This window comes from Candidatus Nitrospira neomarina, assembly GCF_032051675.1.
Taxonomy (GTDB): domain Bacteria; phylum Nitrospirota; class Nitrospiria; order Nitrospirales; family UBA8639; genus Nitrospira_E; species Nitrospira_E neomarina.
Map to the genome: position 1 here is coordinate 4,217,515 of NZ_CP116968.1, position 18,291 is coordinate 4,235,805.

Sequence of the window (18,291 nt, forward strand, 5' to 3'; positions counted from 1 at the left end):
CCAAGAAAGGGAGACGCGATCCTTATGATAAATAGCATGAAGGATTTCCAAATACCAACGAAGCTGGAATTGGAAAAGGACAGTGCTTCACCTACTTATGGCAAGTTTACAGCTGAGCCATTTGAACGAGGCTTTGGAACCACCATGGGGAATTCCCTCAGGCGGGTTTTACTTTCTTCGCTTCCTGGGGCGGCTGTCACCTCCGTAAAAATTGAGGGAGTATATCATGAGTTTTCGACCATACCAGGTGTGACCGAGGACGTAACGATCCTCATTTTAAACATTAAAGCATTGCGGTTGCGTTTACATTCTGATAAGGCGAAGGCTATCCGATTGAAAAAGAAGGGGCCTGGCGAAGTGTTAGCCGCCGATTTGTCTGTAGACCCGGACGTGGTAATCCTGAATCCAGATTTTCATATTGCTACTTTAGATAAAGATGGAATGTTAGATATTGAACTTATTGTGAAGCCAGGGCGTGGATATGTCCCCGCAGAACGAAACAAAGAAGAGGGATTGCCAATAGGAGTCATTCCGGTAGACTCAGTCTTTTCTCCCATTAAACGCGTTAATTTCAGTGTGGAAAGTGCTCGGGTAGGTCGGATTACGGATTATGATAAACTGATTTTGGAAGTGTGGACTGACGGAAGCATATCTCCACAGGAAGCTGTTACTTCAGCAGCAGGAATTCTTCGCGACCATTTGGATATTTGCCTCCCATCTGAGGAGAGGGGTGAGCCGGCTCAAGAAGAGGGCGGAGATGAGAGCAAGATGTTGATTAATCAACATCTGTTTCGAAGTGTGAATGAATTGGAACTTTCGGTTCGCGCTGCAAATTGCCTAAAAAATGCTAACATTAAATCTATAGGTGATTTAGTTCAAAAAAGCGAAAATGAAATGTTGAAGACCAAAAACTTTGGTAAAAAATCCTTAAATGAAATTAAAGAGGTTCTAGCGGAAATGGGGTTGGCCTTAGGAACCAAAGTGAGCGAAGTTACAGAATCCCATATCTAACTTTTTTCAAAGGACGTGTATTGTGCGTCATCGAAAACGCGGAAGACAATTAGGACGAAATAGTAAGCATCGTTTGGCATTATTTAGAAATTTGGTGACATCACTCATGGAGCATGAGCGAATTGAAACCACGGAGGCTAAAGCGAAAGAGCTACGTGGTATCACCGATAAATTAATTTCGCTGGGGAAGCAGGGAACTCTTCAAGCCAGACGGGGGGCCTTGCGTGTGTTACGGACCAAGCAAACTGTTCAAAAACTTTTTGATGATGTTGCCAAGCGTTTTCCTGAGCGGAACGGTGGGTATACAAGGATTATTAAAACTCGCCAACGACCAGGTGATGCTGCAAAACTGGTGGCTATTGAATTGGTCGAAAAAGGGAATGAGTCTGAGAAAGTGGTCGTTTCTTCTCCGTCCAGTTAGGAATATGCAGAACTTCGTCTTTTAAAATTATATTTCTCACTGCTTCCGTTTCTCCAACATAGTTTCTTCTCTCCGCATTCGATACTTCACAGGGTTAAGGTCTTTTATTTACTTGGCCTGGACCCTGTGCTATTCTTTTTTATGGGTTTTTTACCCTAAGGGTGGTCTTTCGACCGAGCACGTATTCATGCAATTTTATGGTACGAGGACCATTTTAACTCTGCTTGTTTTAGGTATGGCCGTATTTATTGGATATCGTGTGGTGGATCACATGCAAACGCGAAGCCAAGAAACCACTTCTGTAACTTTAGAGGAGCAGCAAGGCGCGGATGCATGGATTCATGGGTTTACTTACCGCCAAACTCGATCTGGATCCACAAAATGGGTTGTAAATGCGGACCAGGCAAAGGTGTTTGACAAAGAACATGTCGCTAAGTTGGAGACGGTTCAGGTGCGGCTTTTCGATAGTGCATTTCAGAAAGAACAATTGCGGATCACCTCTGAAGAAGGTGTCATGAATACTTCCAATAATGACTTTGAGCTAGTGAGTAAAAACGAGAAAACCGTAATCACCTTTGAGTCTGGTTTTCAAGTATTTTCAGATAAATTGACCTGGAACGAACAAGCACGACAGATTTATACCACGGACCCAGTGACAATTAAGGGAGATGGGTTAATCATTACTGGAACAGGATTAGAGGGAGACGTGGATAAGAATGAATTTCATTTGCTCAAAAATGTTCGTGCTGAGGTGGTGTCGCCATAAGAGTTTCGTCGCCGATCTCACTTGGGTGGTTGATATTCTGGCTAATTTTGGTTCTTGGTCCCATCATAGGAAGAGCAGAAGGGCCGAAAACCTCTACGGTCATTACTTCCAATACGATGACGGCCAGTAGCGAAAAAAACCAAGCGATTTTTAAGGGATCGGTCAAAATGGTTCAAGGCGAACTGGTAGTACATTCTGATGTGATGATCGTGTATTTTAAGGAAAAGGTAGCCTCAGATCTCTCTTCGTCCACACCTTCAGGAGCCAAATCAGAATCGGGGAAAGAAATTAGTTATATTGAAGCAAAGGGTAAGGTTAGAATTGAAAAAGGGGAAAGTCGGGCTACTAGTCAACATGCTTTGTATTACAAAGCAGAGGAAAAGGTTATTTTGACCGGATCTCCAGTGGCCTGGCAGGCCGGGACTAGAATTAGTGGTCCAAAGATGACTATGTTTTTAAAAGAAAACAGGAGCGTGGTGGAAGGTGGAACTCAAGTGATTATTGAAGAATCAGAGCAAAATTGAAAATTGCAGGAGTGTCAAATTAGATTTATTGGGTCGTTCAGAATATTTCATAGTGCTCACAAAAATTGTCTTTTAGATTATGACTGAAAAGGATGGGTCAACCAACAGATAGGATGACTGATGGTTGATCATCAAGTTGAGCACCAAAATTTGCTATGTTCAGTAACCGCACGATTGAATCAAGGAACTCCAATGCCTGAAGCTCTGGCGAAGTCTCTTCACAAAATTTCTGCCAAAGATTTAAAAAAGAGTTTTAAGGGTCGTCAAGTCGTTAGAGGCGTCAGCTTGGAATTATTGGGAGGAGAAGTTGTCGGACTTCTTGGACCTAATGGTGCTGGTAAGACTACGATTTTCGATATGGTCGTAGGGCTCTGTCAACCAGATCATGGTGAAATTTTTCTCAACAACCATGAAATCACTGCCTTGCCGATGTATAAGCGGGCGAGGCGAGGCATTGGTTATTTACCACAAGAAGCTTCAATTTTTCGGCGGCTCTCGGTGGAAGACAACGTGTTAGCTGTTTTGGAGACATTAGATCTTTCCACTTCTACCCGAAAAACCAGATTAGATGAATTGTTAGAGGAATTGGATCTGACTCGGCTTCGAACGCATGGTTCCTTTACCCTTTCAGGTGGAGAACGTCGACGCTTGGAGATTACGCGAGCATTAGCTACGAACCCAAAATTTTTACTTCTAGATGAGCCTTTTGCCGGAATTGATCCCATTGCGGTGGGAGATATTCAAGATATTTTGACCAATTTAAAAAAGAAAAATATCGGCATTCTGATTACAGACCACAATGTCCAAGACACGCTTTCCATTACCGACCGAGCCTATATAATAAGCGAAGGAACCATTTTAGAAAGTGGTCCACCTGATGTCATTGTAAATAGTCCAAAAGCCAGGGCTGTCTACCTGGGCGAGCGCTTCAAAATGTTCCAATAAAGAGGAAGTGGGTTTCTGCAATGGATCTTCGGTTAGACCTTCGGTTATCTCAAAAGTTGGTGATGACCCCACAACTGCAACAAGCGATTAAGCTGTTGCAACTCTCTCGTTTAGAGCTTCAGCAGGTGTTGGCTCAACACTTAGTAGAAAATCCTCTTTTAGAAGATTTGGCATTGGAATCCCTGGATGAAGAAGCCTCGGTGGGGGAGGAGCCTTCAGAGCGGGCGAAAGAGTCTGATGCCGAAAGTGAGGCTTCAGGTGAGGGCACAGAAATTCAACCCACCGTCAAGGAAGGTGAGCCATTGTCCTCCGAAGAGTGGGACAATATTTTAGGCAATGACTGGCGGCCTGCTCAGCGGGATGAAGCTTATTCGGGCGAAGAAGAATTTCCTTCATATGAGCAAACGCTTACCAAACCGACTTCTCTTGAAGAGCATCTGGATTGGCAACTCCGTCTCTCTTCTCTCGCAGGGGATGACCGGGACATTGGCAGAATGATTATTGGCAATTTGGATGAAGACGGGTATATGCGGGTGCCTCTTCCCGAATTAGCTGAGGACGCCAAATGCTCAGTTGAACATGTTGAAGAGGTGCTCCGTCAGATTCAGCAATTTGATCCTCCAGGTGTTGCGGCACGGGATTTAGCAGAATGTTTATTGATCCAACTGGATCATCTACAACATGATGAGACCGAATTCACCTCTCATCTGCATACGACGGTACCGATGAATGTGGTGGCTGCTATTTTGAAAGATCATTTAGTCGATCTTCAGAAAAAACGGTATCAGTCAGTGGCCAAAACATTGAACGTGACTTTGGATGAAGTCTATGAAGCTGTTCGGGTGATAGAGAGTCTAGAGCCGAAGCCAGGGCGCCCCTATTTTTCGGATAGTAACTCGATTATTATTCCGGATGTCTACGTCGTCAAGTATGAAGGGGAGTGGGTCGTGCTGTTGAATGATGATGGTCTCCCTCGATTGAGGATTAGTCCGTATTATCGGAGACTCCTTTCCCATTCAGGAGAAGATGCTGGGAACACGAAAAACTATCTTGAGGAGAAATTGAAAGGCGCACAATGGATTATCCGGAGCATTGATCAGCGTAACAAAACGATTGTGAAAGTCGTCAAGAGCCTTGTGAAGTTTCAAGAAGCGTTTTTGGAAAAAGGGGTTCAGTATCTTCGGCCATTAGTTTTGAAGCAGGTGGCCGAAGATGTGGGTATGCATGAGTCAACAATAAGCCGGGTGACGACCAATAAATATTTGCATTGCCCTCAGGGAATTCTTGAACTGAAATTCTTTTTTAATGCAGGGATTCAAAGGGCTGACAACCGTGGAGAGGATATGTCCTCTGTGACTGTTCGAGAGATGATTCGGGAGATGGTGGCACAAGAAGATGCAGCCAATCCGTTGAAAGATCAGGAAATCGTCTCCAGGCTCCGTCATAAAAATATCTTAATTGCTCGTCGAACTGTAGCGAAATATCGAGCTGAATTACATATTGCTTCTGCTAGCCAACGAAAGCGAATACCCACGTAATTTTATACAGCGGACTTCAGGCCTTAGACCCAATTGTGAATATTCCAAAAAATGGTTCTCATTGAGTTTCTGGTTCCTGCTAACCTAAGGATCAAAGAGTGGGTCCATGCCCGATGATTGTGAAAGCGTCATGATGCCGAAGGAAATACCTGAATCTTCTTTGAAAAGCGATCCGTTGCCTCTTCAATTGATGATGGTGACGGGGACATCGGGATCTGGCAAGACCCAAGCTTTGAAGTGTTTGGAAGATTTAGGCTTTTTCTGTGTTGATAATCTTCCGCCGGCCTTATTTCAAAAATTCACTGAATTGTGTGTCCAGCCAGACAAAGACGTGAAGAAGGTGGCCTTGGGAATTGATATTCGTGAGCGGGCTTTTTTTGAAGATTTATTGAGCAATCTTGAAGCCTTGCAAAGTGATGGCTGTCACGTTGAATTGCTCTTTTTAGAGGCACAGGATGATATATTAGTCAGGCGTTTTTCTGAATCACGGCGCCCGCATCCTTTACTCCCACATCGGCCGATTATTGAGGGAATTCAATTAGAGCGTGAACGGTTACAAAGCCTTCGGGCTAGAGCCCATCGCGTCCTGGATACGTCAGAATTTTCCGTCCACGACCTTAAAGCCTGGATCATTAAACATTATCGAGAACGGGGTGAAGGACAATCCCTGAAAATTAGTTTCATGAGTTTTGGCTATAAATTCGGGGTGCCCTTCGATGTGGACATGGTATTTGATGTTCGATTTCTTCGCAATCCTCATTTCGTGCCTGACCTTCAGCCATTAACGGGGGAACACCCCGATATTCAACGCTTTGTCTTGGACACGAGGGAAGCTAAGGTTTTTCTCGAGCACTTGAAGGAATTATTTACTTTTTTGTTGCCATTGTTCGAAAGGGAACAACGAAGTTATGTCACCGTTGCTTTCGGGTGTACGGGCGGGCGGCATCGTTCGGTGGCGATCGTCCTAAGCATGAAAGATACTTTGAAAACATTGGGCTATGACGTCACGATTCACCATCGAGAAATTTCAAAAGAGGCTACACCAGGGTAGTTTCCTTTCTTCCTTCAGTAGACTTTTCGCCAGAATCAGTTCCTATAATTTCAGAGTTTTCTTTATTTAACATCTATTTTGTAGTCTATTTCTGAAACAAAGATTCTGACCCCTCATCAAGCAGTCTTGAATCATCGAGCCATTCCTAATATAAGAGGAATGCAACTCGTGGTGTCCTGCTGACATATTGTGAATACCTCCAGGGAAAACGAATAATAAATCTAGGTAAAAATATGACATCATATTGGGGGATGGCATTTACAGGGAAAATCCCGATAAAACCCCATTGAGGTCAAGAGCCCTTTGCCGATTATTGTTGGACTGAAAAAGATGAACACAGTCTGGGGAGGCATTAGAGAAAGGGTCCGAGGATTTTCGTGGAAAAGCCAGAATGTAACAGGCGTGGATGTAGGGTCTCGAGTGTTGAAGGCGGTGACTCTACAGCCGGGCCATACCTCCCCTATCCTAAAGGGTATTGTGTTTGAATCGCTTCCCTTTACACCTAATCCAAATTCTCAAACAGATCTTGAGGATGACCGACAACTAGTCCAATTTCTTCGAAGACAGTTATCCCCTTTTCCCCGTGCGGTGGGGATTACGGTTTCGAGTCCCCACGTCTTGTTAAAGAGACTGGCACTTCCCTATATGTCGGAAAAGGATCTTCGAGAACACCTAGCTTTGGAGCTTGACCGGTATATTCCGCTTGATGTTCAAGGTGCGGTTTGGGACGTGTATCGACACAAAGATTCTGATGCCCTGGACAACGAAAAAGTTCAGACATTTCTCGTCGTAGCAAAAAAAGAATTCATAGAGGCGCGAATGCGGCAATTTGAAGGGCAAGGGATGCACGTCCATTTTGTCGATGTGGATGCCTTTTCACTGGTGAATATGGTTGCTTACAACTATGGCCATGACGGAACGTGGATGATTATTCATCTAGGACCAACCGGCATTCTCTCGGTGATGATGGAAAAGGGGCGTCTTGTGCATATGCATCAAGTATCCTACGAGGTCGAGTGGTATGGAGACCTGCTTGACAGGGTGCAAGCGGCTGCATGGGCGGATGATGGTCTTAAGTTAGGTGCCTCGGAAACTCTACTTCTTGAACAATTTTTCAAGGAAACGATTCAGCAGGTCATCGAAAGTATCAAGTATGCTTCAGAAGGAACTGACATGGGAGTGGTGCAGGGCGTGATGCTGTCAGGAGGATATTCGATGCTGGAGGGACTTCAATCGAGACTCGCTGATTCATTGCACGTCTCTGTAACCCTGGTTGACCCGTTTAAAAAAATCAAAGTCCCTCAGGAGATGCAACAGGATTCTTGCTTTCAAAAAGCTTTGCCGTTATTTGGTGTTGCGGTTGGAGCGGCATTGCGTGGGGCAATCCCTCATGATTGAAATTAATTTGGCTCGTTCACTTCAGCGGAAAGTTAATCCCCATGAGAATTCACGACTGTTTTGTTGGCTAGTGGGTGTGGCGGTATTTGTGGGATTTGGAGTGGCGAGTTGGTGGTGGACACAATCTTTGCAAGAACAAGTTGAGGCCTTGTTTCAAGAAAAAACAATCAAAATGCAGGATCTTGCCCAGATAAAGGAAAGCCTCGATAAATTGCAGCGTTTTAATGAACAAAAAGTCCTCCTTATGACCTTTATCGAGCAGCTCAGTGATCAGGAGAGAGAAAAGGCTTGGCCGGTGAAATTGCTGAATGGAGTCAGTCGAAATGTTGAAAATCTAGATATCTGGTTGGAGCGGGTACAACTTGAATCACGGGTGGTGGAATTGCGGGGACAATCATTGGCACTAGAAGATATCGGTAAATTTATGGAGGGATTGGAGAATGATGGAATAATCGTGCGTTTACCTGTGGTGGAAATTCTTGATCACCCAGGAGGAGAATCAGACGTTTTTCCCTTTCTGATTCGTTTTGTATGGGATCAACAGGTGACTACATGATGGCACAGTGGAAGTCATTATCCCTTTGGTGTCGATTCGGTTTCCTGGTTGGAGTAATCCTGGTTTGTCTTTTGGGTATTCACTTTGTGATGTGGGATACGATGAATAACTCAATTAAGCAGTTGCAGGAGGAAGTTTCTCGTCTAGCTCAGGAGAGTCGAGGACTCACCAAAAAAACACAATCACTGAATACTATAGAGAAGGAAGTCAACAGCTTGCGTGATGATTTAGCCACTCGAATTCAACAATTTCCTGAAAATATTGAATCAAGGATTTTTCGAAGGGATGTCATCGAAATTGCGAAACGAAGGAATGTGACTGTTCGGGTGTGGAAACCTGAACGTCCTTTGACCGAGCTTCCGCATTCTGAATTTTCGATACCCATTGCCCTTAGAGTAGAAGGGAATTTCCAGGGGACCGTTCAATTTTTGGATGACTTGCGACAGCTTGCATGGGTGGAACGTATTCCTTCCATTACCCTGGCCGGAAGGCCAGACAACGAGCATTCACCTCTCGTCAGCACGAATCTGGTGATGCACGGGTTAACTCCCTTAGGTATTGAACATGTTCAGCAGCTGCTTAAAACTTAATCGATCCCCTCAATGTCAGGCGGGATTGCGAATTATTGGAGCCATAGATACTCGAAGCAGGGTCTCCACAATGTCTGCCTACTTGAGAGGATTCGGGTGCTGCTCGATTTGTGTGTGGATTGTGCTTAATTGGTGGGGGGGGATGGGAGTATTGGCTGCGGAAGGCACTTCCTCATCGACTTCTTACCTAAACAGGCAAGTTAACCCCAGCCTAATTGAGGACAATTCCCGACGGAATGACGGGAGTCGACGAGACCCTTTCAAGCGGATACCTCAGCCGCGTCTGTCAACTCCTAAAGTTACGGCGCCATCCGAAAAGGACTCGAAAATTGTTCCTTTGCCGAATAATCCGGATTGGAGACTTCTCGGTGTGATTCATGGTCGAGATGGGCATCAGGCGATCATTCAAGTATCTCCATCGAAGCGAGTGCTAGTCCAAACGGGATCTGAACTTGCTCGATCAGGATGGACAATTAAGACCATCAGTGAGGAGGAGGTGCTACTTGAATACCTCTCCTCAGCCCCCTCAATGAAGGAGGCTTCCTCGCCAAGAACCTTCATCCTTTCCTTTCCCACCATCAAATAATCATTATGAATATTCTGGTTGAGAAAGCCTGAAAAAACCTTCATAATCTGTACCCTAAAAGTCCGGCGGGGACTCGTTGACTCGTTCCACAAGGGGAGCTGGTGATTGATCACTATCCGTATCCCTAGGCTACAGCTAAAGGCTTGGGTAGATCGTCCTGGTCAGTAAGGTGGGGAACTTCTTCAGAGGGAACATACTACCGCCATGAGTAATTAATGAGCCAAAAAGGAATGCCATGTTGCGATATTTGAATGCGGGGGAATCTCATGGAAGAGGTCTAATGGCTGTGGTAGAAGGGGTTCCGTCTGGATTACCGGTCACGGCCGAAGGGATTAATGTGGATTTGATTCGCCGACAGGGGGGATATGGGCGTGGAGGTCGGATGCGAATTGAAAAGGACCGGATTGAATTTATTTGTGGAGTTCGAAAAGGGAAAACGTTGGGAAATCCGCTAGGACTGTTGATCTGGAATAAGGATTGGGAAAACTGGAAAGACATCATGGCGTCCGAACCTGGTCCCCCTTCCACTGAACGAGTGGTGACTCGTCCACGGCCGGGTCATGCAGATTTGGTTGGAGCCATCAAATATGGTCATAGCGATATCCGCAATGTGCTGGAAAAGGCCAGTGCCAGAGAAACAGCGATTAGGGTGGCCATTGGTGGCGTGGCAAAATCGTTGCTAGCCGAGTTTGACATGCGAGTGGTCAGTTATACGATGGACATTGGAGGGGTTACGGCTCCCAGTCCGAATGATCCGTTGATGGCGTATGAACATGCAGAACAATCTGAGGTGCGATGCCATGACCCTGAGACGGCCAAAAAAATGATTGAACAGATTCGGGCAGCCAAGCATAAAGGAGATTCCTTAGGCGGCATTTTTGAGGTTGTGGTTACGAACGTACCGATCGGGCTGGGGACCTATGCTCAATGGGATCGGCGCCTAAGTGCTCGCTTGGCATTTGCTGCGATGAGTATTCAAGCGATGAAGGGCGTAGAAATTGGAATGGGATTTGAGTCGGCCCGCCGTTTTGGATCTGAAGTGCATGACGATATTTATTTCGACAAAGCCACAGGACAATTTACCAGAAAATCGAACAATGCCGGTGGGTTGGAAGGCGGCATTACGAATGGGCAACCGATTATTCTACGAGTGGCCATGAAACCCATCGCGACTCTCTATACTCCCAAAGACAGCGTGGACATCGAAACAAAAGAACCGTTTGAGGCCACGGTGGAGCGCTCAGATATTTGTACTGTTCCGGCTGCCGGCGTCGTGGGCGAAGCCGTGATTGCCTATGAAATGGCCAATGCCCTGATTGAAAAATTTGGTGGAGATACGTTGGATGAAATGAAAAGAAACTTTGAGGCTTATCAAGAGTATGTCCGCACGTTTTAATCCTCTTGCCCTTAACTCCTCGCGTGGAAGGTTTCTATTGTTTCTTGGAATAAACCTGGTTTGTGGTGACTTCCGCTAGATGAAGACCTCTGAATTCTCGAAACATGTTCCGGTTTCATTGGGAGATCGGAGTTATCAAGTCCTCATTCAACCTCAAATTCTGCCTCAAATAGGCCGTGTGCTTCAGGATGTTGGATTGTCAGGACGAGTTGCCATTGTGACCAATCCAGTCGTCAATGAACTCTATGGGCGGGTAGTTTCCCGTGCCTTAAAGCGGTGTGGATTTTCTCCATTTCTTGTGGTGATACCCGATGGAGAAAAGGCCAAATCCATGTATTGGCTGTCAAAAATACTGGATGAACTGGTTACCCAACGACTTGAACGCCAGGAAATTGTGTTAGCGTTAGGTGGAGGGGTCGTGGGAGATGTGGCGGGTTTTGCCGCCTCTGTTTATCTGCGAGGTGTTTCGTTTGTCCAAGTGCCGACGACATTGGTGGCTCAAGTAGATTCAAGTGTGGGTGGGAAAACAGGGGTGAACCATCCAATGGGGAAAAATTTGATCGGGGCGTTTTATCAGCCACGTGTTGTGGTTATTGACCCGCAGACTTTGCAATCTTTACCAAAACGTGAATGGGTAGCAGGGTTAGCGGAGGTGATTAAGTATGGCATGATTGCGGATCCGAAGTTTTTTGAATATTTAGAACAACACGTGGATGACCTACGTGAACAAGCAGAGGATGTCATCCCGACCGTCATTCGGCGGTGTTGTGAAATTAAAGCCGAAGTCGTGGGTGGAGATGAACGGGAATCGGGACGCAGACGCATTTTAAATTATGGCCACACCGTAGGCCATGCACTGGAAACCTGGGGTCGTTATAGAACATGGATTCATGGAGAAGCGGTGGGAATTGGCATGGTGCAGGAAGCCGCCATGGCACATTTTTTAGGGTTGTGTACGAAGGAGCTGGTTGAGCGGCAACGCGACTTGATTCAGGATGTTGGGTTACCCGTTGCCATGCCTTCCATGACTTTTCTGGATCTCTGGGGGGCCATGCAACACGACAAAAAGGTCGTAAAGGGTCAAATCAATTGCGTGGTACCCACCACAATCGGGAAGGTCAAGGTCGTTCCCCTGGTTCGACAACGTATTCGCCAATGGTTTACTGCGAGTCAGTCCTCTCGTGGGAAACGATTGGAGCCTGTTCCACAGGCAGTGAGCCGTCCACATCTATCCAAGAAAAAATAACATGGCTTCGATCCGTCCTTCGACTATGGAAGACCTCAAGCACCTTGTTCGGGAGCGGACCCGTGAAGTGCAGATTCTTCACCGAATTAGCGAATCCATCAGTAGTACTTTGGAGCTGGAAACGGTATTAAAGCAAATCGTGGAAGTGGTGGTGGAGGTGACGAAGGGGGATGCCTGTCTATTGTATTTGATCTCTGAAACAACAGACGAGCTTATTTTACGTGCATCGAAAAATCCTCATCCCCGTCTTATCGGGAGGATATCCATCGGTTTGGGAGAAGGGATTACCGGCTGGGTGGCACGGGAAAAAATTCCCGTGGTGATTCCTCGCAATGCAAGTGATGACGCCAGATTTAAGTTTTTTCATCGTCTGCCGGAAGATCGCTATCAGGCGTTTGTGTCAGTTCCCATTACGAGTAAGGGGAAAATGGTCGGTGTCATTAATGTTCAACATAAGCGGTCAAAGCGGTATGCTGAAGAGACGCTCGCGCTCTTACTGACCATTGCTAATCAAGTCGGCGGGGCCATTGCCAATGCCAGATTGTACGATGATATGCGACAAAAAGCGCGTCGACTTGAAACGCTTTCCCAAGTATCGGAAACGGTGGCTTCGAATCGACTGATAGAGGATGTGCTGCAATTAATTGTCACCATGACCGCTCAGCTGATGAATTCAAAAATTTGCTCGATCATGCTTGTCGACCAGGAGTCTGGGGAATTACGTATTGCAGCCACTCAAAGCCTGAGTGATGCGTACCGGAGGAAGCCACCGTTGAAGGTTGGGCAGAGCATGAGCGGCCGAGCGGTGCAGGATCACCATCCGGTGTATGTCCCGGATGTGAAGGCAGAAGATGGGTATTTTTATCGGGATTTGGCGAAACAGGAAGGATTGCATTCTTTATTGTCCATTCCCATGCTCATGAAGGAAAATCCGATTGGGGTTATTAATGTATACACTTCCAGTTATCATGCGTTTTCAGATGAAGAGATTACCACGCTTCAAGCCATTGCGAATCAATCTGCCGTCGCCATTGAGCACACTCGGCTTATGGAAAAGTCGTTTGAGATGCAAGAGGCTCTAGAAGTGCGAAAATTGGTAGAGCGTGCCAAAGGGTTTTTAATGGCGTCTAGGGGATTGTCAGAGCCTGAAGCCTTTCGTCTTATGCAACGACAAAGCATGAATCTTCGGAAATCCATGAGAGAAATTGCCGATGCGATTATTCTCGCGGAGGAACTTCAACGGGCGACACAATAAGCATCCCTAGGACGATTTATCATTGAAATAGGCATTTGAGGAGACATTCTTTGAACGGATTCTTCATTGCTTGTATAATACCTTAAGGGGCGGCAACGACGTCTTCCCGTATATGTTAGCGTAAAGGACAATGGCGTCCTCGGTTCCGATGGGACAGAGGACGTTTTTTTTATCATGATGATTCGATTAGCGATGGTGCAGATGAATGCGGTGGTTGGGGATTTGGAGGGGAATACCCGCACCATTTGCGGATGGATTCGGGAGGCGAGGAAAGCCAAAGCCGATGTGGTGGTCTTTCCAGAATTGGCTGTGTGTGGGTATCCTCCAGAAGATCTGCTCCTCATGCCGAAGTTTTTATTCGATATTAGTCGGATGCGGGACCGTATTATCAAAGTCACGACGGGGATTATGGCTGTAGTGGGAAGCGTGACGGAGTCCGACCGTCCTGCTCAACCTCCCCTCCAGGATCACGGACAAAATCGAAGGAAACCCTTGAATGCGGCGTGGGTCCTGGTCAATGGTCAGGTGAAAAGATCGTATGCCAAATGCAAGCTCCCCAATTATGGGGTGTTTGACGAAGAACGGTATTTTCAACCGGGACGAACCAGTCCGGTCTACTGTCTGGGCCCGTTACGAATTGGAATAAATATTTGTGAAGACATATGGTTTGCTGATGGTCCCGCTAGCCAGCAGGCAGCATATGGGGGCGCGCACCTGGTTCTCAACATTAATGCCTCTCCTTATCACGTCGGAAAAACCCACAATCGTGAACGCATGTTAGCCATTCGGGCGAAAGCTAACAATGTAATGGTCAGTTATACCAATATGGTCGGAGGACAGGATGAATTGGTTTTTGATGGGAATAGTCTCGTCATGGATTCCACCGGTGTGGTCCTTTCGCGGGCAAAAGCCTTTGAAGAAGATCTCTTGCTGACCGACCTTCAGATTCCTTCAACACGAACGGGGAAATCCAAGGGGCCTGGAAAAGCATTAAAAATTGATGGGGAAGACATTCGGGTTCCGATGATCCGCATGGGGTGGACGCCGAGATGGCCGAAGTCCGGCGCTCCATGTGTCAGAAGGCTCACACCGGTAATTGGTGAGTTAGAGGAGATATACCGGGCACTCGTGCTAGGAGTGCGAGATTATGTGAAGAAAAATGCCTTCTCCAGGGTTCTTGTCGGTATCAGCGGAGGGATTGATTCCGCTTTGACTGCATTGATTGCCCGAGATGCCTTAGGTGCGTCCAATGTGATGGGTGTAATGATGCCATCCCCCTATACCTCTAGAGAAAGTCGTGTGGATGCTCGTCAGCTAGGAAAAAAATTGGGAATCGAGATGCGGCATCTTTCGATAACGAGAGTGTTTAAGGCTTTGCTTGGGGTGTTGGACAAGTCCTTTCAGGGTTCTCAGGCTGATTCGACGGAAGAAAATTTGCAAGCTCGCATCCGAGGAACACTGCTGATGGCTCTTTCCAATAAATTCGGGTATTTAGTACTGACCACGGGAAATAAAAGCGAAATGAGTGTGGGATATGCCACGCTGTACGGCGATATGGCTGGTGGGTTTGCCGTGATCAAAGATATTCCCAAAACGAAGGTGTATGAGCTTTCTCGTTGGCGAAGTGAGTATAGGGGCTCCAATTTTGACCGGGTGATTATTCCTGAAAGAATTCAGGTGCGTGCTCCTTCTGCGGAGTTGAGGCCCGATCAGACGGATCAGGATACCCTCCCTCCCTATCCGGTCTTAGATGCAATTCTACAAGCCTATGTTGAGGACAATGAGTCAATGGGCAGAATTGTGAAGATGGGCTATGATTCTCATATTGTGCGAACTGTCATGGGGATGGTGGATCGGAGCGAATACAAGCGTCGACAAGCGCCAGTAGGCATTAAAATTACCTCGAGAGCGTTAGGAAAGGATCGGCGCATGCCGATTACAAACCGATATTTTTCTGGAGCTTAACCTGAATGTGTGACATGGTGAGTGCTGGCGGGAGTTGCCCTCGATGAGTGAAGGGATGCCTTTGCCCCCTACCGGTTTGACGGAACACAAGGACTCCTCTCTGGGCCTTCATGTTCTCCAGTCCCAGCGCGAGGTTCTTCGCCAACGCTTAATTGAAGGAGCGACCGGCAGTGAGATCACCCAGGCTTTTTCGGATTTCATGGATGCTTTACTGATCGCGCGATTTCGGGAGGTCATTCAGCAAGGCAATGCAGGTGTGCGAGCCGGCTGGCAGCAATGCTGTTTAGTGGCCATGGGGGGGTATGGGCGGAGGGAGTTAGCTCCCTATTCCGACATTGATGTGATGATTCTCACTCAGGGCAATCAAAGGGAAGTCGCTGAGGCACTGTCTACCGGAGTCTTTCATCGGCTTTGGGATCTTGGGTTTCAAGTTGGGCATAGTGTGCGGTCCCTCGCAGAATGCCTGACGATTGCAGAAGCCGATCTGGCGGCCTGTACCTCATTGATGGAATCGCGATTTCTTATCGGCAGTGCTTTAGTGTTTCAGGAATTTCAACGGAAATTCGAACGTCGGATCATCAAGAAACGGGCGCAACGGTTTGTTCTGGATAAAATTCAAGAGCGTGAAAGAGAGTATGCCAAATTTGGTGAGACTGTCTTTATGCTGGAACCGAATATTAAAAAAAGTAAGGGTGGGCTTCGGGATCTGCATTTGCTGCAATGGGTTGGCCAGGCCCGATATGGAGCGGGGACGATTCAAGAACTCTCGAATCGGGGAATCATTGCTATTCAGGATTATCAGGTTCTGCAAGACGCACAGGAATTTCTCTGGCGGGTTCGGTGTTTTTTGCATTTTGAAGCGGGACGGGCTCAAGATATCCTCACGTTCGACGATCAGGTCCGGCTCTCTGCACTTTGGGGATTTGTGGATCATCCTCATTTGTTGGCCGTTGAGCAATTTATGCAAGTGTATTTCCGTCATACGACCGGGTTGTTTGACCGTGGGCGGCGGTTTCTTGATCAAGCCCGGGCGAAATCCTGGTTGGACCGGGTTCGCCAATGGTGGCCTCCTCCATTAATTGAGGGGCACTTCCGTATTCTGGAGAATCGATTGACAATTCAGACGGATAAGCTCCTTGAGGTGATGGAGAGCCCCATGTTGCTCCTGAGGTTATTTGTGATCTCTCATCGTCAAGCAGTCCCCATCGATTCGCGCATTCTCAATGAATTGTCCCAGCACATGGGAACCTTACCCAATGAGCGGTTTCATACTAAGCCGGTAAGTCGGCTTTTTCGACATATTTTGTCAAGTCCTGGTCGGATAGTTCAATCTCTTGAAGCCATGCATCAGGCGAGTCTACTGGAAAAGCTTGTGCCGGCTTTCTCCCGAGTACGTGGTCTCATGCAGTTCAATCAATATCATAAATACACGGTCGATGAGCACAGTCTTCTCGCAGTGAGGGAAGCGGAACGCCTTCAAAATCACCAAGGGATCATAGGAGAGGTATATCGAAACATCGCCGATAAAGACATTTTGCATCTGGCGCTGTTGCTGCATGATTTAGGCAAAGGGCGTCCTGGGGATCATAGCGAAGTCGGTCAGGAGATTGCCCACCTAACAGCTGATCGGTTGGATTTATCTGAAAAGGAACGGCAGACTCTCGCTTTTCTGGTTCGCCATCACTTGCAGATGTCTCATACGGCTTTTCGTCGAGATCTCAACGATCCTAAAACCATTGTCACATTTGCCCGATTGGTAAGGACTGTCGGGATCCTTCAAAAACTGTTTATTCTGACTATTGCAGATATATCAGCGGTGGGACCTGAGGTGATGACGAAATGGAAAGAGTCCTTATTAGGGGAATTGTATTCCCTGACCTATGCAGAGCTTGCCGGGGATTCGGGTCCATCATATTCCGGTGATGGGAATAAGAATATTTCTCCCGAAGCTCGAGACAAACTTATCAAGATTTTAAAAACCGATCGAAGCGAGGGACATTCTCCGGAACCTGACTGGACGGAATGGGTGAATGCCAAACTTCAACAACTTCCCAGCCGGTACGTTCAGTCGACACCGGTTGATCAAATGGCGGCGTACCTCTTAGCCATTCGTGCTCTACCTGTCAAGCCGACACATGTGGAAGCCAGATTCAATCAGGCATCTGGTGTTACGGAGTATGTGCTGATCACCCGTGAACAGACCAAACCCGGTATTTTTATGCAGGTGGCTGGAGTGTTAGCAGCTATGGGTTTGCAGGTATTGGAAGCGCAAATTATGACATTGAAGGATGGCACGGTGTGGGATGTGTTCTCGGTACATGATTCAGATTATGAAGGGCCGCCATCTGCCGGACGCCTAGAGGAGGTGGCAAAAGAAATTCAAGAGGTCGTGGAAGGAAGACAATCAGTTCACCAAATGGTTGAACGACGACAGCGCATGGCCCTTGGTCGTCCCTTTCCTACGGGCCGACATCCCACGGAAGTGCATATTGATCATGGAGTCTCAGATGCCTTTACGGTGATTGACCTCTTTGCCGATGACAAGCAAGGGTTGCTCTTTGTGATCGCCAAAACACTGGTTCAATTGGGTCTTTCAATTCATATGGCCAGAATCGGGACCAGGTTAGATCAGGTGGCCGATGTTTTTTATGTGACCAATTTTCATGGAGAAAAAATTCTTTCCGGTGAAGATTGTGAGCAAATTCAACTTACTCTTCACGCCGCGGTTGATCAATTTCTGGATGAATAATTACCGTCGTTCTTGCGCATGCATCATTTGCCGGGGTGGTGAGTTATGGAAGAGGGTCTTCGGCATAGATTAGGGTTTTCCAGCCAAAAACCAGATTTTAGCCATTAAGCATTGACCCGCGGCATCTTCGAAAAGTTTAAGTACACCTGAGAAGGTTTCGGAAATTTCCTGATCGTCAAGTTGTGAATTAATAATTGACGACACTGCTTGGTATCTTCCTCAAATTCCCTGGTTGTTAACGAGATGAAACCCAGAATATTTGAAGTGTGCAAATGGACAATGGCGGATAAATGC

At 46.8% G+C, this 18,291-nt stretch carries 14 protein-coding genes and 1 pseudogene; all 15 read left to right on the top strand.

Translation table 11 applies throughout. From position 1 onward, the window contains the following. The first annotated feature begins 24 nt into the window (after positions 1-24). The 15 genes and pseudogenes from PQG83_RS18260 (at position 25) to glnD (ending at position 17,997) form a co-directional block, all read left to right on the top strand. Positions 25-1,011 (top strand): DNA-directed RNA polymerase subunit alpha, encoded by a 987-nt coding sequence (locus tag PQG83_RS18260; RefSeq protein WP_376753402.1) that lies wholly within the window; start codon positions 25-27, stop codon positions 1,009-1,011. Positions 1,012-1,033: 22 nt separating this feature from the next. Then, positions 1,034-1,405: pseudogene (rplQ, locus tag PQG83_RS18265) on the top strand (50S ribosomal protein L17); the annotation flags it as partial. Positions 1,406-1,544: 139 nt separating this feature from the next. Beyond that, entirely contained in the window at positions 1,545-2,198 is a 654-nt protein-coding gene (lptC, locus tag PQG83_RS18270; RefSeq protein WP_312744129.1) for an LPS export ABC transporter periplasmic protein LptC, read from the top strand. Positions 2,199-2,245: 47 nt separating this feature from the next. Continuing rightward, complete coding sequence (locus tag PQG83_RS18275) at positions 2,246-2,722, top strand: LptA/OstA family protein (RefSeq protein ID WP_312744130.1); 477 nt, start codon at positions 2,246-2,248, stop codon at positions 2,720-2,722. A 192-nt stretch (positions 2,723-2,914) separates the two neighbouring features. Next, on the top strand, positions 2,915-3,667 hold the full coding sequence (gene lptB, locus PQG83_RS18280; protein ID WP_376753611.1) for an LPS export ABC transporter ATP-binding protein: 753 nt from the start codon (positions 2,915-2,917) through the stop codon (positions 3,665-3,667). Between the two features lie 20 nt (positions 3,668-3,687). Beyond that, positions 3,688-5,205 carry an RNA polymerase factor sigma-54 gene (gene rpoN / locus PQG83_RS18285; RefSeq protein ID WP_312744134.1) on the top strand — a complete coding sequence of 506 codons (1,518 nt, stop codon included), beginning with the start codon at positions 3,688-3,690 and terminating at the stop codon, positions 5,203-5,205. 106 nt (positions 5,206-5,311) lie between these two features. After that, positions 5,312-6,256 (top strand): RNase adapter RapZ, encoded by a 945-nt coding sequence (gene rapZ, locus PQG83_RS18290; RefSeq protein WP_312744136.1) that lies wholly within the window; start codon positions 5,312-5,314, stop codon positions 6,254-6,256. A 402-nt stretch (positions 6,257-6,658) separates the two neighbouring features. Further along, positions 6,659-7,654, top strand: a complete 996-nt coding sequence (pilM, locus tag PQG83_RS18295) for a pilus assembly protein PilM (RefSeq protein WP_312744140.1) — start codon at positions 6,659-6,661, stop codon at positions 7,652-7,654. Continuing rightward, positions 7,647-8,210, top strand: coding sequence for a PilN domain-containing protein (locus PQG83_RS18300; protein WP_312744142.1), 564 nt, complete (start codon positions 7,647-7,649; stop codon positions 8,208-8,210). The genes pilM and PQG83_RS18300 overlap by 8 nt, the downstream gene beginning before the upstream one ends. Beyond that, a complete protein-coding gene (locus tag PQG83_RS18305) occupies positions 8,210-8,800 on the top strand; it encodes a hypothetical protein (protein ID WP_502572810.1) in 591 nt (196 codons plus the stop codon). Before PQG83_RS18300 ends, PQG83_RS18305 begins: the two co-directional genes overlap by 1 nt. An 821-nt stretch (positions 8,801-9,621) precedes the next feature. Further along, positions 9,622-10,782, top strand: coding sequence for a chorismate synthase (gene aroC, locus PQG83_RS18310; protein ID WP_312744146.1), 1,161 nt, complete (start codon positions 9,622-9,624; stop codon positions 10,780-10,782). A 79-nt stretch (positions 10,783-10,861) separates the two neighbouring features. Continuing rightward, positions 10,862-12,028 (top strand): 3-dehydroquinate synthase, encoded by a 1,167-nt coding sequence (gene aroB / locus PQG83_RS18315; protein WP_312744148.1) that lies wholly within the window; start codon positions 10,862-10,864, stop codon positions 12,026-12,028. 1 nt (position 12,029) lies between these two features. Next, complete coding sequence (locus tag PQG83_RS18320) at positions 12,030-13,283, top strand: GAF domain-containing protein (RefSeq protein ID WP_312744149.1); 1,254 nt, start codon at positions 12,030-12,032, stop codon at positions 13,281-13,283. Between the two features lie 174 nt (positions 13,284-13,457). After that, positions 13,458-15,248, top strand: coding sequence for an NAD+ synthase (locus tag PQG83_RS18325; RefSeq protein ID WP_312744152.1), 1,791 nt, complete (start codon positions 13,458-13,460; stop codon positions 15,246-15,248). Between the two features lie 43 nt (positions 15,249-15,291). After that, positions 15,292-17,997, top strand: a complete 2,706-nt coding sequence (glnD, locus tag PQG83_RS18330; protein WP_312744153.1) for a [protein-PII] uridylyltransferase — start codon at positions 15,292-15,294, stop codon at positions 17,995-17,997. Positions 17,998-18,291: the final 294 nt, after the last annotated feature.

Excerpts from the sequence above, each read along its gene's own strand:
- PQG83_RS18260 (WP_376753402.1), top strand. The coding sequence starts at position 25 with ATGATAAATAGCATGAAGGATTTCCAAATACCAACGAAGCTGGAATTG.
- lptB (WP_376753611.1), top strand. The coding sequence starts at position 2,915 with ATGCCTGAAGCTCTGGCGAAGTCTCTTCACAAAATTTCTGCCAAAGAT.
- rpoN (WP_312744134.1), top strand. The coding sequence starts at position 3,688 with ATGGATCTTCGGTTAGACCTTCGGTTATCTCAAAAGTTGGTGATGACC.
- rapZ (WP_312744136.1), top strand. The coding sequence starts at position 5,312 with ATGCCCGATGATTGTGAAAGCGTCATGATGCCGAAGGAAATACCTGAA.
- PQG83_RS18300 (WP_312744142.1), top strand. The coding sequence starts at position 7,647 with ATGATTGAAATTAATTTGGCTCGTTCACTTCAGCGGAAAGTTAATCCC.
- PQG83_RS18305 (WP_502572810.1), top strand. The coding sequence starts at position 8,210 with ATGGCACAGTGGAAGTCATTATCCCTTTGGTGTCGATTCGGTTTCCTG.
- aroC (WP_312744146.1), top strand. The coding sequence starts at position 9,622 with ATGTTGCGATATTTGAATGCGGGGGAATCTCATGGAAGAGGTCTAATG.
- aroB (WP_312744148.1), top strand. The coding sequence starts at position 10,862 with ATGAAGACCTCTGAATTCTCGAAACATGTTCCGGTTTCATTGGGAGAT.
- PQG83_RS18320 (WP_312744149.1), top strand. The coding sequence starts at position 12,030 with ATGGCTTCGATCCGTCCTTCGACTATGGAAGACCTCAAGCACCTTGTT.
- PQG83_RS18325 (WP_312744152.1), top strand. The coding sequence starts at position 13,458 with ATGATGATTCGATTAGCGATGGTGCAGATGAATGCGGTGGTTGGGGAT.
- glnD (WP_312744153.1), top strand. The coding sequence starts at position 15,292 with ATGAGTGAAGGGATGCCTTTGCCCCCTACCGGTTTGACGGAACACAAG.